This window comes from Mesorhizobium sp. WSM4821, from assembly GCF_055901555.1.
The window spans coordinates 5012292-5025445 of the sequence record NZ_CM148371.1 but is presented as its reverse complement, the minus strand read 5'-3'; the positions used below and the strand labels follow the sequence as shown (position 1 = coordinate 5025445).

Here is a 13154-nt window from a genome sequence, read left to right as displayed (position 1 = left end):
ACATGGAGCCCCGCGTCTCCATCATCACCATCGCCGTCGACGATCTGGAGCGTGCCACGCGCTTCTATGAGGCGATGGGCCTGACCCGCCACGCGGGGATCACTGACGGCGTCGCCTTCTTCCAGATGGGCGGCCTCATTCTCGGCCTGTTCCCGCGCGCAAGCGCCGAAGCGGATTCGGGCATCACCTTCGGCACGGCGCCGTCGGCGATCTACCTCGCTTACAACACCCGCTCCGACACGGAGGTCGACGACGTGCTCGCGATGGCCGAGAAGGCCGGCGGTCGTATCGTCAAGCCGGCCGGCCGCGCCTTCTGGGGCGGCTGGTACGGCTATTTCGCCGACACCGAAGGGCATGTCTGGGAAGTGGCGCACAATCCGGCCTTTCCGATCGCGGAAGACGGCAGCATCTCGCTGCCGGGCTGATCCTTCTTCCAGATGGCATATCGCAAGCAACTGACGCGACTGAAGGCTCCCTATCTCAAGCGCATCCTGATCGAGCCGGCGCGGGTCGCGGATTGGGAAAAATACCCCTGGAATCTGCCTATCTTCCATAACCACGATTTCGACCTCGAATTCACCACGCCGATCACCATCATCGTCGGTGAGAACGGCACCGGTAAGTCGACATTGCTCGAGGCGATCGGCGCTCTGGCCGGATACGATGAGGCCGGCGGCGGCAAGGGCTACATGCCCATCGACCATTCCCGCGCCATCGACAAGAGCGGCGCGGCACTGGCCGAAACGCTGCGCGGCCACTGGCTGCCGAAGGTAACCGCCGGCTGGTTCTTTCGCGCCGAATCTTTTTATGCCGTGGCGCGTTACCTCGATCAGGCAGCGCTGGACGCTCACCAGGCGCCGCCCGACTTCCTGTCCTGGTCGCACGGCGAGGGCTTCATCCGCTTCTTCGAGGAACGCTGCCGCCGGCAAGGCATCTACATTCTGGACGAACCTGAAAGCGCTTTGTCGCCAACGCGCCAGATCGAGCTTCTCAAGATGCTGCGGCGAATGGACCTATCAGGCACGGCGCAAGTGATCATGGCGACGCATTCGCCGCTGCTGATGGCCTGTCCCGGCGCGCGGCTGTTCCGCATCAGCCGGTTCGGACTCGACCCAACCGATTTCCATGACACCGATCATTTCCGCATGATGCGCAATTTCTGCAGCGATCCGGATGGTTTTCTCGCCGAAGCGCTGTATGAGGACGAGGCATGAATCACGACGCTTACGACAACGCCTATATTGCCGGCATCCTCAATTCGGTGAAGACCATCGCCATGGTCGGCGCATCCGCCAACGATGTGCGGCCGAGCTACTTCGTGCTGAAATATCTGCTGGGTAAGGGGTTTTCGATGTTCCCGATCAACCCCGGCCAGGCCGGCAAGGAAATCCTTGGCCGGATGACCTATGCCCGCCTCGGGGATGTTCCCGAGCCGATCGACATGGTTGATGTCTTTCGCAATTCTGCGGCGGCGCCGGCCATCGTCGAGGAGGCTTTGCGGCTCGATCCGCTGCCGAAAGTCATCTGGATGCAGCTCGGCGTGCGCCATGACGAGGCCGCCGCGCGCGCCGAAGCTGCCGGCATCAAGGTGGTGATGAACCGCTGCCCCAAGATCGAATATGGCAAGCTGTCGGGCGAGATCGGCTGGACCGGCGTCAATTCCGGCGTGCTGTCGTCAAAGAAGCCGCTGATGCGCCCGGGATTCCAGAGTTTCGGCGTTCGTCACAAGTAGACGGAAAGTTATTCCGGTAATCGGTGCATTTTCTCGCGTCCTGACCGCGGATCGCGCACCGAAAGGCATTTTCTTCTTTGCATTCGCGACCGGGCTTCGCCAAGAATGCCCGGCGATTTTCAGAAGGTTCAACAGGGAGGTATTCGATGACCCGCACGCCCGGTTTCAACACGCTCGCCGTCCATGCCGGCGCCAAGCCAGATCCGGCGACGGGCGCGCGTGCCACGCCGATCTACCAGACGACCTCCTTTGTCTTCGATGATACCGACCATGCCGCTTCGCTGTTCGGGCTGAAAGCTTTCGGCAACATCTACACCCGCATCATGAACCCGACGCAGGCGGTGCTGGAAGAGCGCATCGCGGCACTCGAAGGCGGAACGGCAGCACTGGCCGTGGCGTCGGGCCATGCCGCGCAGGTGCTCGTCTTCCACAATCTGATGCAGCCCGGCGACAATTTCGTTGCCGCGACAAGGCTTTACGGCGGCTCGATCAACCAGTTCGGCCACGCCTTCAAGAATTTCGGCTGGCAGGTGCGCTGGGCCGATACCAACGACATCTCGACCTTCGAAAGCCAGATCGACGAAAAGACCAAGGCGATCTTCATCGAGAGCCTGGCCAATCCGGGCGGCGTCTTCGTCGACATCGAGAAGATCGGCGACATCGCCCGCAAGCACGGTCTGCCGCTGATCGTCGACAACACGCTGGCCTCGCCCTATCTGGTGCGGCCGATCGAGCACGGCGCCGACATCGTCGTGCATTCGCTGACCAAGTTCATCGGCGGTCACGGCAATTCGATCGGCGGTGCCATTGTCGACGGCGGCACCTTCGACTGGTCGAAATCCGGCAAATATCCGATGCTGTCGGAGCCGCGCCCCGAATATGGCGGCCTCGTCCTGCACGAGACCTTCGGCAATTTCGCCTTCGCCATCGCCGCGCGCGTGCTCGGCCTGCGCGACATGGGCCCGGCGATCTCGCCCTTCAATGCGTTCCTGATCCTGACCGGGCTGGAAACCCTGCCGCTCAGGATGCAGCGCCACTGCGACAATGCGGTCACCGTCGCCGCCTGGCTGTCCAACCACCCCAAGGTCGCCTGGGTGTCCTATCCCGGCCTGCCCAGCGACAAGAACAACGCGCTACAGAAGAAGTATGCGCCGCTTGGCGCCGGTGCGGTGTTCACCTTCGGCCTGAAGGGCGGCTATGCGGCGGGTATCAAATTCGTCGAGGCGCTCGAACTGTTCTCGCACCTCGCCAATGTCGGCGACACCAAATCGCTGGTCATCCACCCGGCATCGACCACGCACCGGCAACTCTCCGACGAGCAGAAGGTCGCGGCCGGTGCTGGGCCGGATACAGTCAGGCTTTCGGTCGGCATCGAGGATGTCAACGACATCGTCGCCGATCTGGAACAGGCCCTCGCCAAGGTTTGATCCTGCTGGAAGGAGTTTCCATGACCGCGCCACGTTTTCTCTTCGTCGATGTCGAAAGCGTCGAGCCGGAACTTGGCGCACCGGCGCCGGATCGTCTGATCTCGGGCGATCCGAAGTTCCGCACCTGGAATGTCGAGCAACACGACGGCGGGCTCTATGCCGGCATCTGGGAGGCGACGCCGGGCAAATGGCGCATCGAGTATGACGAGTGGGAGTTCTGCCACATCCTGTCGGGCGTCTCGGTGATATCGGAAGATGGCGGCGAGGCGCGCACCGTCAGGGCCGGTGACAGTTTCGTGCTCAGGCCGGGCTTCAAGGGGAACTGGGAAGTGCTTGAAACGACTCGCAAGGAGTATGTGATCAGGCTTTAAAGCCTCGGGCTTCGCAGAAGCCGGTCGATGTCGGTATCGGAAAATCCGTATCCGCTCATCATGTCCCTGTGCCAGGGACTTCCAAGCAAATCATCGAGGCATGAATCGATGCGCTGGCGCAGGATGGCATTGCCTTTGGCGAGAGCGAACGCGCCGGCGGCTGGCTGTTTTTCGGCTGCCGGAACGTCGATGACCGCAAGAGGCGCGTCGAGACGCTGGGCCAGATGGCCCCGATGCGCCATGGCGACACTTGCATAGGCATGCACCACGCCGGCAGCAACAGCATCGGCCGCGCCTGCTTGCGTGGCGAATATCCTTATCCGCTCGGGCGGAACGCCATTTTGCAGAGCCGTTTGATGCTGGATCTGGCCCGATATGACGCCGATCAACGCCTCCTCATCTGCGGCGATGGAACGATAGCCCTCGAATTCGCGCGGATTGCCTTTGGCGACCAGCAACCCGTCCTGCAACACCCAGATCGGTCGCGTGAAGTCGACTGATTTCTTGCGTTCGCCCGAAACGAACAGACCGGTGGTCATGTCCCACTGACCCTTGGCCAGTCCGGGAAGCAATTTGGCGAACTCGGTCTCGATAGGCGAAAAGGCTGCCAGCCCTAACATTTCGCACACCTTCCGCGCGAGCCTGACGTCGCAGCCCGAGACATCTCCGGAAGCGTCAGTGAAGCAGAAGGGAGGCTCATGCAAAAAGGCGAATGTCATCTTTTCGGTCATGTGATCTCGGCCTGAGGTCCGCTGTTCTCAAAAGTGCACGGCGAGCGTTTCCAGCCCGTGGAAATGATAGGTGTCGCGGAAGCGCGGCTGTTCGGCAAGTCGTAGCCGCGGCAGCCGGTCGAACAGGGTTTTCAGCGACACCTGCAATTCGAGCCGGGCGAGCGGCGCGCCAACGCAGAAATGAATGCCGGCGCCGAACGAGACGTTCTTCTGGTCCGCACGATCCGGCCTGAAGGCGAGGGGTTCGGCAAAGGCAGTCGGGTCGTGGTTGGCCATGCCGAGCAGCAGGCCGACCGTCTCGCCGGGGCGCACGAGAATGCCTGCAGAGACCTCGATCTCCTGATAGGCGTAGCGGGTGAACATGTGCAGCGGCGCGTCGAAACGCAGGCACTCCTCGACGGTCGCCGCGGTCGCTTCCGGCGAGGTGAAGAAGCGGCGCGGGTCGCCGCCTTGCGCAAGGATCGAGCGCACCGCATTGCCTGTCTGGTGGACTGTCGCCTCGTGGCCGGCATTGAGCAGCAGGATGGCCGAGGACACCAGCTCGTCCTCGTTGAGTTTTTGGCCATCCTCCTGCGCCGCGATCAGCAGCGACAAAAGATCATCGCCGGGCTTTTTGCGCCGCTCGGCAACATAGCCGCGCAGGAAGTCCGAGAAGTCCCGCGCCGCGCGATCGGCCGTCTCTTCGGTTTCGCGTGCGCGGCCATGCATGTACATGGCGACCATCCGATGCGACCAGTCGAGCAGTTGCGGCCCCATCTCGACCGGTACGCCAAGCATCTCGGCGATGATGGTGATCGGCAAGGGCGAGGCGAAAGCCGGCAGCAGGTCGACCTCGCCCGGTTCGAAACGGTCTATCAACTCGTTGGCGAGCGCCTCGACGCGCGGCCTGAGCCGCTCGACGTGACGCGAGACGAAGGCACGGTTGACCAGCGTCCTGAGCCTGGTGTGCACGGGCGGTTCCAGCTCCAGCATCGAATTGGTCTCGATGCCGTCGAACGCCTTGAGATGCGTGCGGTCCTGACCAATGCCCCGGCTGTCGGGGATGCCGGCCGGGTTCTGGCGGCCGAAGCGGCGGTCGCGTAGCAGCCGGTTGACGTCGTCGAAGCCGCCAAAACACCAAAAGCCGAACTCCTCCCAGAAGAAGGAGTTCGATGTGCCATGCATGAAGGCATAGACTTCATAAGGGTTCTGGAAGAAAGCCGGCTCGTGCGGATCAAGTCGCAGGCGGCGGGTGGCTGGATCAAAGACAATGTAGCGCGGCGTCAATTTGGTCATGCCAGACAATTAGCGCGGCTTGTCAGCCTGGCGCCAGACCGTATGTTGGCGCCCGGCAATCCAATGAGTTGAGCCAGCCGAAGCGGCTGCGGAAAGACTGACTTGATGAATGTGATCGTGGTTGGCGCAGGCATTGCGGGGCTTTCGACGGCGTGGTCGCTGGTCAAGGCCGGGCACCAGGTCTCGATCGTCGAGCAGGGGCCGATCCCCAATCCGCTCGCAGCTTCGGGCGACCATCATCGCATCATCCGCCGCGCTTATGGCGCAGCGGCGGGCTATGGCCGCCTGATCACCGAAGCCTACGAAGCTTGGGACGAGATGTGGGCCGATCTCGGCGAAAGCCATCTCGATCCACGCGGCTTCATATGCATTTCGCGCGAGGAGGGTGATGACGCAGAGCAGATGCGCGACGGGCTGGCGGCCGGCGGTTTTCCCTTCGAAATGATCGAGCCGGGCGAGGCGGTTGCGCGCTGGCCATTCCTCGAGGCCGGAAGTTTTCGCTACGTTTTCTTCTCGCCGGAGGGCGGCGCGCTGCATTGCCGCAAGATCGCGACGGGGCTCGCCGAATGGCTGCGGGCGAACGGCGCCAATGTCTACGAAAACAGCAAGGTGACGGAGATCGACGCCGAGGCCGGCCGCATCGTGCTTGCAGGCGGCGAGACGATGCAGGCCGACCGCATCGTCGTCACCGCGGGCGCATGGGTGTTGAAACTGTTTCCGGAACTGGATGGCGACCTGAAGACCTGGCGCACCGCGCTCGCCTATGCCGAACCGCCGGCGGATCTGAAAGCGGCATGGGAGACCGCGCCGGTCATCCTCGATGTCGGCGGCAAGACTGACGGCTACGGGATCCCGCCGTCCGGCGGCGCCGGCATGAAATTCGGCTCAGGCCTGCACAAGGTGCGGACGAGCGACGCCGACTGGAACCGTCAGCCGGTAGCGGGCGAGGGCGAGGCGATCCGCAACCTGTTTTCGCCGCCGCTCGCCCGCATCGAGGAGTACAGGATCACCGAGGTCGTCACCTGCGCCTACACCTTCACCGCGGACGAGAAGTTCCTGGCGTTTGAGAAGGACAGGTGCCTTGTCGTCTCGGCCTGCTCCGGTCATGGCTACAAGTTCGGCGCGGCGGTCGGCAGGCGCGTTGCAGCGTTCGTCGGCAATGGCGACGTCGCGAGCTTGAAGGCGTGGCTGCGGGCCGAAACGGCCTGACCTAATACCGGCAATGCCTTGGCACATGCACGCGCCGCCAGCCGGATGAGCCTTGCCTGACCACCACCCGGCGCGCCACTGTCTGATAGGAGGCGGGAACGTCGATGATCCGCCGCTGTCCGGGCTTTACCAAAACCTCTTCGGCTACGCTCTCATATTCGGCGGGGATGACGACGCGCCGCCGGCGTTCCGGCTGCACCACCACGGTTTCGGCCACGCGTTCATAGCGCGCCCTGTACCTGATCTTGCACAGCACCTTGCGGCCATGGACGACGCGCCATTCCCAGGAATAGCCGCCGTCATCGACCTTCACCGTGCGGTAGATGGTTCGGGTGACGGCAGGCACGATCTCGTAGCTGACGCGCCGGGGGGCGATCTGCACCACGCGCTCGCGCGTCCCGTAGATCGCGGGATCATACTCCACCTGCTGGCCGGCCGGGCTGACGAGCACGTTTTCGTAAACGGTCTCATACACAGCCGGCCTGTTGATCTGCTGATAGCATTCGACGGCGCGGCCGCCGGCCCCCGTTTCTGGCACCGTGCCGAGAATGGCCAGGCCGGCAATGGCCAAGGAGGCGGTTTTCCTGATCATGGCACTCCCCCTGTGTGAACTTCAAACACAAGTTCAACGTTGAATTGTAAGGGAAGCCGTGTCGTGGAAAAGCGGTTTCGAGACGTTTCGTTAAGCGACGCGGTTAAGAAACTGCTAACCGCAGCGCTGCTTCAGGAGCAACCGGTACCGCTGCGGGCGAATCCTGCGCAGAAGACTTGATTCGACTTAACCAGATGGCTAGGAGGGGCGGCCTTGCGCTAGGGTGAGCCGACATCCTATTTACAGGACAACGATCCAGAATCGATTCTGCCCGACTTGCTCATCTCGCGGCGCCGGAATCCCATCCTCAATAAGGGATAGTCCATGAAGAACCCCGTCGAAACCTACATGAACCTCGTTCCGATGGTGGTCGAACAGACCAACCGCGGCGAGCGGGCCTACGACATTTTCTCGCGGCTCCTGAAAGAGCGCATCATTTTCATCACCGGTCCGGTCGAGGATGGCATGGCGACGCTGGTGTGCGCGCAGCTGCTGTTCCTCGAGGCGGAGAATCCGAAGAAGGAAATCAACCTCTACATCAATTCGCCCGGCGGCGTCGTCACCTCGGGCATGGCGATCTACGACACCATGCAGTTCATCAAGCCGGCGGTGTCGACGCTGTGCATCGGCCAGGCGGCCTCGATGGGGTCGCTGCTTCTAACCGCAGGCGAGAAGGGCATGCGCTTCGCCACGCCGAACGCCCGCATCATGGTCCACCAGCCTTCCGGCGGCTTCCAGGGCCAGGCTTCCGACATCGAGCGCCACGCACAGGACATCATCAAGCTGAAGCGCCGTCTCAACGAGGTCTACGTCAAGCACACCGGCAAGGGCTACGACGAGATCGAGAGGACGCTCGACCGCGACCACTTCATGACCGCTGACGAGGCGAGGGATTTCGGGCTGATCGACAAGGTCATTTCGTCGCGCGAGCCGGTCGAAGCTGTTGCCACATAAGCCCGGTGGCAGTTGGATGGCGGGAAAACACGCTTTTGGCGCCGCTTGCAGCATTTCGGCCACAATTGGCTGTTCCCTCGACGGAAGCAATTGCCTACGTTAAGCCTATGTTGATTTTCGGCGGCTTAGCTTCGTGTGGGGTTGGTGCGAATCATTGCGACGTTTTCTGATATGTGTTTCGTATGGAATGCGTTGCGGGTGCCGGGATACTGGCGGCGGCGATTTCCCGCGATAGATTGAATATGCGCCCTTTCAACCAGACCATCGGCGGGCGGCTATGAAAGGACATGAAAATGAGCAAGGTCGGCAACAACAGCGGTGATTCCAAGAACACGCTCTATTGCTCGTTTTGCGGCAAAAGCCAGCACGAGGTGCGCAAGCTGATCGCCGGCCCGACGGTGTTTATCTGCGACGAATGCGTCGAGCTCTGCATGGACATCATCCGCGAGGAGAACAAGACCTCGATGGTGAAGTCGCGCGAGGGCGTGCCGACCCCGCAGGAGATCCTCAAGGTTCTCGACGACTACGTCATCGGCCAGCCCTACGCCAAGCGCGTGCTGTCGGTGGCCGTCCACAATCACTACAAGCGCCTGGCGCATGCCGGCAAGAACAACGACGTCGAACTGGCGAAGTCCAACATTTTGCTGATCGGGCCGACCGGTTGCGGCAAGACGCTGCTCGCGCAGACGCTGGCCCGCATCATCGACGTGCCGTTCACCATGGCCGATGCGACGACGCTGACCGAGGCCGGCTATGTCGGCGAGGATGTCGAGAACATCATCCTGAAGCTCCTGCAGTCTGCCGACTACAATGTCGAGCGCGCCCAGCGCGGCATCGTCTACATCGACGAGATCGACAAGATTTCGCGCAAGTCCGACAATCCTTCGATCACCCGCGACGTGTCGGGCGAGGGCGTGCAGCAGGCGCTGTTGAAGATCATGGAAGGCACCGTCGCTTCCGTACCGCCGCAGGGCGGCAGGAAGCATCCCCAGCAGGAATTCCTGCAGGTCGACACCGCCAACATCCTGTTCATCTGTGGCGGCGCCTTCGCCGGGCTGGACAAGATCATCTCGGACCGCGGCCGCAAGACCTCCATAGGCTTCGGCGCCACCGTCGCCTCGCCCGAGGATCGCCGCACCGGCGACGTTTTCCGCCTGGTCGAGCCTGAGGATCTGTTGAAGTTCGGCCTCATTCCCGAGTTCGTCGGCCGTCTGCCCGTCCTGGCGACGCTGGAGGATCTCGACGAGCCGGCGCTGATCCAGATCCTGACCGAGCCGAAGAACGCGCTGGTCAAGCAGTATCAGCGGCTGTTCGAGATGGAGAATGTCGACCTGACCTTCCACGAGAACGCGCTGTCGGCGATCGCCAAGCGCGCCATCGAGCGCAAGACCGGCGCGCGTGGCCTGCGTTCGATCATGGAAGCGATCCTGCTCGACACGATGTTCGAGCTGCCGGCGCTGGAGGGTGTGCGCGAGGTGGTTATTTCGGAAGAGGTGGTGTCCGGCAACGCCAGGCCGCTCTACATCTATTCCGAGCAGAAGGAAAAGAAGGGCAACGTCAGCGCCTGACGTGAGCCGGTAATGGACTATGTTAAACGGCGCCGCGAGGCGCCGTTTTGCTGTTGTGGAGGTGCTGCGTTATGATGAACGGATACGGCGATTGGATGAACGGATTCGTGTTGACCCTTGATCTTTGCCCCCCGTGCCTCCAACTAACGGGGGAAGGCCGTGGTGCCGAATTCTGTGCTGTAAAACTCCCGTCACAAACGGTGGTAGGCGGAACGATCCTCGGTCGTTAATATGAGATTCGCGGCTGGCCGATTGGCGGCCGCGAGATGAAAGGTTGGACAATGGCCAAAATATCCAAGGCTGCCAGCGACGGCGTCTTTGCAGTCCTCCCGTTGCGGGACATCGTCGTGTTCCCGCACATGATCGTTCCGCTCTTTGTCGGGCGTGAAAAGTCGATCAAGGCGCTGGAAGAGGTGATGGGTCAGGAAAAGCAGATCCTGCTCGCGACCCAGATGAATGCCGCCGATGACGATCCCGAGTCCGATGCCATCTTTGACATCGGCACGCTCGCCAACGTGCTGCAGTTGCTGAAACTGCCGGACGGCACCGTGAAAGTGCTGGTCGAAGGCGCCTCGCGCGCGAAAATCGTTTCATTCACCGACCGTCCCGACTTCCACGAGGCCCGCGCCGCGGTGCTGGTCGAACCGGAGGAGGAAGAGGTCGAGGTCGAGGCGCTGGCTCGTTCCGTCGTCACCGACTTCGAGAACTACGTCAAGCTGAACAAGAAGATCTCGCCCGAAGTGGTGGGTGCCGCCAGCCAGATCGACGACTATTCCAAGCTCGCCGATACGGTCGCCTCGCATCTCGCCATCAAGATCCCCGAGAAGCAGGAGATGCTGGCCACGCTTTCGGTCAAGGAGCGGCTGGAAAAGGCGATGGGCTTCATGGAAGCCGAAATCTCCGTCCTGCAGGTTGAGAAGCGCATCCGTTCGCGCGTCAAGCGCCAGATGGAGAAGACGCAACGCGAATACTATCTCAACGAGCAGATGAAGGCGATCCAGAAGGAGCTCGGCGAGGGCGAGGACGGCCGCGACGAGGCCGCCGAGATCGAGGCGCGCATCAAGAAGACCAAGCTCTCCAAGGAGGCCCGCGAAAAGGCGGAAGCCGAACTGAAGAAGCTCAGGACGATGTCGCCGATGTCGGCCGAATCGACCGTCGTGCGCAACTATCTCGACTGGATCCTGTCGATACCGTGGGGCAAGAACTCCAAGGTCAAGCAGGACTTGGCCTACGCGCAGAACGTGCTCGACGCCGACCATTTCGGTCTCGACAAGGTCAAGGACCGCATCGTCGAATATCTCGCCGTGCAGAGCCGCCAGAAGAAGCTGAAGGGGCCGATCCTGTGCCTCGTCGGACCTCCCGGCGTCGGCAAGACCTCGCTTGGCAAGTCGATCGCCAAGGCGACCGGGCGCGAGTTCATCCGCATGGCGCTGGGCGGCGTGCGCGACGAGGCCGAGATCCGCGGTCACCGGCGCACCTATATCGGCTCGATGCCCGGCAAGGTCATCCAGTCGATGAAGAAGGCGAAGAAGTCCAACCCGCTCTTCCTGCTCGACGAGATCGACAAGATGGGTCAGGATTTCCGCGGCGACCCGTCATCGGCCTTGCTCGAGGTGCTCGATCCCGAGCAGAACTCGACGTTCATGGACCATTACCTCGAGGTCGAATACGACCTGTCGAGCGTGATGTTCGTGACGACGGCGAACACGTTGAACATCCCTGCGCCCTTGATGGACCGCATGGAGATCATCCGTATCGCCGGCTACACCGAGGACGAGAAGGTCGAGATCGCCAAGCGCCACCTGATGCCCAAGGTGATCCGCGATCACGCGCTGCAGCCGAAGGAGTTCTCCGTCGGCGAGGATGCGATCCGCGGCATCATCCAGACCTACACCCGTGAAGCGGGCGTCAGGAGCTTGGAGCGCGAGCTGATGAAGCTCGGCCGCAAGGCGGTGACCGAGATCCTGAAGACGAAGAAGAAGACGATCAACATCACGGCGGACAATCTCGCCGATTACCTTGGTGTTCCGCGCTTCCGCTTCGGTCAGGTCGAGGCGGATGATCAGGTCGGCGTCGTCACCGGGCTTGCCTGGACGGAAGTCGGCGGCGAGTTGCTGACGGTGGAAGGCGTCATGATGCCCGGCAAGGGCCGCATGACGGTGACCGGCAATCTGCGCGACGTGATGAAGGAATCGATCTCGGCGGCGGCCTCCTATGTCCGCTCGCGGGCTATCGATTTCGGCGTCGAGCCGCCGCTGTTCGACAAGCGCGACATCCACGTCCACGTGCCGGAGGGGGCTACCCCCAAGGACGGACCGTCGGCGGGTGTGGCGATGGCGACGGCGATCGTCTCGGTGCTGACCGGCATCCCGGTCAAGGCCGATGTGGCGATGACCGGCGAGATCACGCTGCGCGGCAGGGTGCTGCCGATCGGCGGGCTCAAGGAGAAGCTGCTTGCGGCACTTCGCGGCGGCATCAAGAAGGTGCTGATCCCGGAAGAGAACGCCAAGGACCTGGCGGAGATCCCGGACAACGTGAAGAGCGGCATGGAGATCATTCCTGTCTCGCGAGTTGGCGAGGTGCTGCGCCATGCGCTGGTGCGTATGCCGGAGCCGATCGAGTGGGTCGAACCCGTCAATGCGCCGGCTACCGTGGATGCCGGAGATGACCCCGGCAAGTCGCTTGCTCATTAGACGGATTAGAGCGCTGCGCGTCCAATTGGGACGTTCTAACGCCTTTGAGTCTGCGCATGATCCTTCCCGAAAACCGAAACTGGTTTTCGGGGTCATGCGTTAGCTATTGCTAAAGTTGCAATGCACAAAGAGAGAGCCGGGCCCCGAGCCCGGCCTTTTCATGTGAAAAACCCCGGAATTCCGGGGTTTTTTCGTTTTTTTTGGCGCTTTTCGACTTGGTTGCAGAAGCGCTTCTTTCTAAAGTCCGTTTCCTGCCGGATGAGTCGTACGTTCCGGTTTTCTCATGGAAGGGAATTTTTATGAACAAGAACGAACTGGTGTCCGCTGTCGCCGATGCCGCGAGTATCTCGAAGGGTGACGCGCAGTCGGCGGTCGATGCCGTGTTTTCCGTGATCACCGGCGAACTGAAGAAGGGCGGCGATGTCCGGCTTGTCGGCTTCGGAAATTTCACCGTGTCAAAACGCGCCGCGTCGACCGGACGCAACCCGCAGACCGGAGCGGAAGTGAAGATCCCGGCGCGCACCGTGCCGAAGTTTTCGGCCGGCAAGGGCCTCAAGGACGCAGTAAACTAAGCGCCTTCTTACCCTTTTCAGAGATCAGGA

13 protein-coding genes are annotated in these 13154 nt (G+C 62.0%); 10 read left to right on the top strand and 3 right to left on the bottom strand.

Annotated elements, in window-relative coordinates:
- Positions 1–2: 2 nt before the first annotated feature.
- The 5 genes from AC0NID_RS24560 (at position 3) to AC0NID_RS24540 (ending at position 3530) form a co-directional block, all read left to right on the top strand.
- Positions 3–425: a VOC family protein gene (locus tag AC0NID_RS24560; protein ID WP_473452982.1), complete on the top strand. Its 423-nt coding sequence runs from the start codon at positions 3–5 to the stop codon at positions 423–425.
- 12 nt (positions 426–437) lie between these two features.
- The gene (locus AC0NID_RS24555; protein ID WP_473452984.1) at positions 438–1214 is read left to right on the top strand and encodes an AAA family ATPase; all 777 of its coding nucleotides are present in this window, start codon (positions 438–440) and stop codon (positions 1212–1214) included.
- A complete protein-coding gene (locus AC0NID_RS24550; RefSeq protein WP_473452985.1) occupies positions 1211–1732 on the top strand; it encodes a CoA-binding protein in 522 nt (173 codons plus the stop codon). Before AC0NID_RS24555 ends, AC0NID_RS24550 begins: the two co-directional genes overlap by 4 nt.
- Before the next feature lie 146 nt (positions 1733–1878).
- The gene (locus AC0NID_RS24545) at positions 1879–3159 is read left to right on the top strand and encodes an O-acetylhomoserine aminocarboxypropyltransferase (protein WP_473452986.1); all 1281 of its coding nucleotides are present in this window, start codon (positions 1879–1881) and stop codon (positions 3157–3159) included.
- A 20-nt stretch (positions 3160–3179) separates the two neighbouring features.
- Positions 3180–3530, top strand: coding sequence for a cupin domain-containing protein (locus AC0NID_RS24540; protein ID WP_473452987.1), 351 nt, complete (start codon positions 3180–3182; stop codon positions 3528–3530).
- Here the strand turns inward: AC0NID_RS24540 and AC0NID_RS24535 are convergent.
- Both AC0NID_RS24535 and AC0NID_RS24530 read right to left on the bottom strand, forming a co-directional pair.
- Positions 3527–4249 (bottom strand): transporter substrate-binding domain-containing protein, encoded by a 723-nt coding sequence (locus AC0NID_RS24535; protein WP_474033480.1) that lies wholly within the window; start codon positions 4247–4249, stop codon positions 3527–3529. The genes AC0NID_RS24540 and AC0NID_RS24535 overlap by 4 nt on opposite strands.
- Positions 4250–4288: 39 nt before the next feature.
- Entirely contained in the window at positions 4289–5536 is a 1248-nt protein-coding gene (locus tag AC0NID_RS24530) for a cytochrome P450 (protein ID WP_473452989.1), read from the bottom strand.
- A 105-nt stretch (positions 5537–5641) separates the two neighbouring features.
- On the opposite strand from AC0NID_RS24530, the gene AC0NID_RS24525 reads away from it, so the two are divergent.
- Positions 5642–6745: an NAD(P)/FAD-dependent oxidoreductase gene (locus AC0NID_RS24525; protein WP_473453316.1), complete on the top strand. Its 1104-nt coding sequence runs from the start codon at positions 5642–5644 to the stop codon at positions 6743–6745.
- A 1-nt stretch (position 6746) separates the two neighbouring features.
- Here AC0NID_RS24525 and AC0NID_RS24520 read toward each other — a convergent pair whose 3' ends face one another.
- On the bottom strand, positions 6747–7337 hold the full coding sequence (locus tag AC0NID_RS24520; protein WP_473452990.1) for a hypothetical protein: 591 nt from the start codon (positions 7335–7337) through the stop codon (positions 6747–6749).
- A gap of 324 nt (positions 7338–7661) precedes the next feature.
- Here AC0NID_RS24520 and clpP point away from each other — a divergent pair, with 324 nt between their 5' ends.
- The 4 genes from clpP to AC0NID_RS24500 all read left to right on the top strand — a co-directional run bounded on the left by clpP (position 7662) and on the right by AC0NID_RS24500 (position 13124).
- On the top strand, positions 7662–8291 hold the full coding sequence (gene clpP / locus AC0NID_RS24515) for an ATP-dependent Clp endopeptidase proteolytic subunit ClpP (RefSeq protein ID WP_473452991.1): 630 nt from the start codon (positions 7662–7664) through the stop codon (positions 8289–8291).
- A 293-nt stretch (positions 8292–8584) separates the two neighbouring features.
- Positions 8585–9859 carry an ATP-dependent Clp protease ATP-binding subunit ClpX gene (gene clpX, locus AC0NID_RS24510; RefSeq protein ID WP_097575354.1) on the top strand — a complete coding sequence of 425 codons (1275 nt, stop codon included), beginning with the start codon at positions 8585–8587 and terminating at the stop codon, positions 9857–9859.
- A gap of 281 nt (positions 9860–10140) precedes the next feature.
- Positions 10141–12552 carry an endopeptidase La gene (gene lon / locus AC0NID_RS24505; protein ID WP_473452992.1) on the top strand — a complete coding sequence of 804 codons (2412 nt, stop codon included), beginning with the start codon at positions 10141–10143 and terminating at the stop codon, positions 12550–12552.
- A gap of 299 nt (positions 12553–12851) precedes the next feature.
- Positions 12852–13124 carry an HU family DNA-binding protein gene (locus AC0NID_RS24500; RefSeq protein WP_006201846.1) on the top strand — a complete coding sequence of 91 codons (273 nt, stop codon included), beginning with the start codon at positions 12852–12854 and terminating at the stop codon, positions 13122–13124.
- Positions 13125–13154 lie beyond the last annotated feature (30 nt).

Bases quoted from the DNA above. Each gene is read 5' to 3' on its own strand.
- AC0NID_RS24560 (WP_473452982.1), top strand. From the start codon at position 3: ATGGAGCCCCGCGTCTCCATCATCACCATCGCCGTCGACGATCTGGAG.
- AC0NID_RS24555 (WP_473452984.1), top strand. From the start codon at position 438: ATGGCATATCGCAAGCAACTGACGCGACTGAAGGCTCCCTATCTCAAG.
- AC0NID_RS24550 (WP_473452985.1), top strand. From the start codon at position 1,211: ATGAATCACGACGCTTACGACAACGCCTATATTGCCGGCATCCTCAAT.
- AC0NID_RS24545 (WP_473452986.1), top strand. From the start codon at position 1,879: ATGACCCGCACGCCCGGTTTCAACACGCTCGCCGTCCATGCCGGCGCC.
- AC0NID_RS24540 (WP_473452987.1), top strand. From the start codon at position 3,180: ATGACCGCGCCACGTTTTCTCTTCGTCGATGTCGAAAGCGTCGAGCCG.
- AC0NID_RS24535 (WP_474033480.1), bottom strand. From the start codon at position 4,249: ATGACATTCGCCTTTTTGCATGAGCCTCCCTTCTGCTTCACTGACGCT.
- AC0NID_RS24530 (WP_473452989.1), bottom strand. From the start codon at position 5,536: ATGACCAAATTGACGCCGCGCTACATTGTCTTTGATCCAGCCACCCGC.
- AC0NID_RS24525 (WP_473453316.1), top strand. From the start codon at position 5,642: ATGAATGTGATCGTGGTTGGCGCAGGCATTGCGGGGCTTTCGACGGCG.
- AC0NID_RS24520 (WP_473452990.1), bottom strand. From the start codon at position 7,337: ATGATCAGGAAAACCGCCTCCTTGGCCATTGCCGGCCTGGCCATTCTC.
- clpP (WP_473452991.1), top strand. From the start codon at position 7,662: ATGAAGAACCCCGTCGAAACCTACATGAACCTCGTTCCGATGGTGGTC.
- clpX (WP_097575354.1), top strand. From the start codon at position 8,585: ATGAGCAAGGTCGGCAACAACAGCGGTGATTCCAAGAACACGCTCTAT.
- lon (WP_473452992.1), top strand. From the start codon at position 10,141: ATGGCCAAAATATCCAAGGCTGCCAGCGACGGCGTCTTTGCAGTCCTC.
- AC0NID_RS24500 (WP_006201846.1), top strand. From the start codon at position 12,852: ATGAACAAGAACGAACTGGTGTCCGCTGTCGCCGATGCCGCGAGTATC.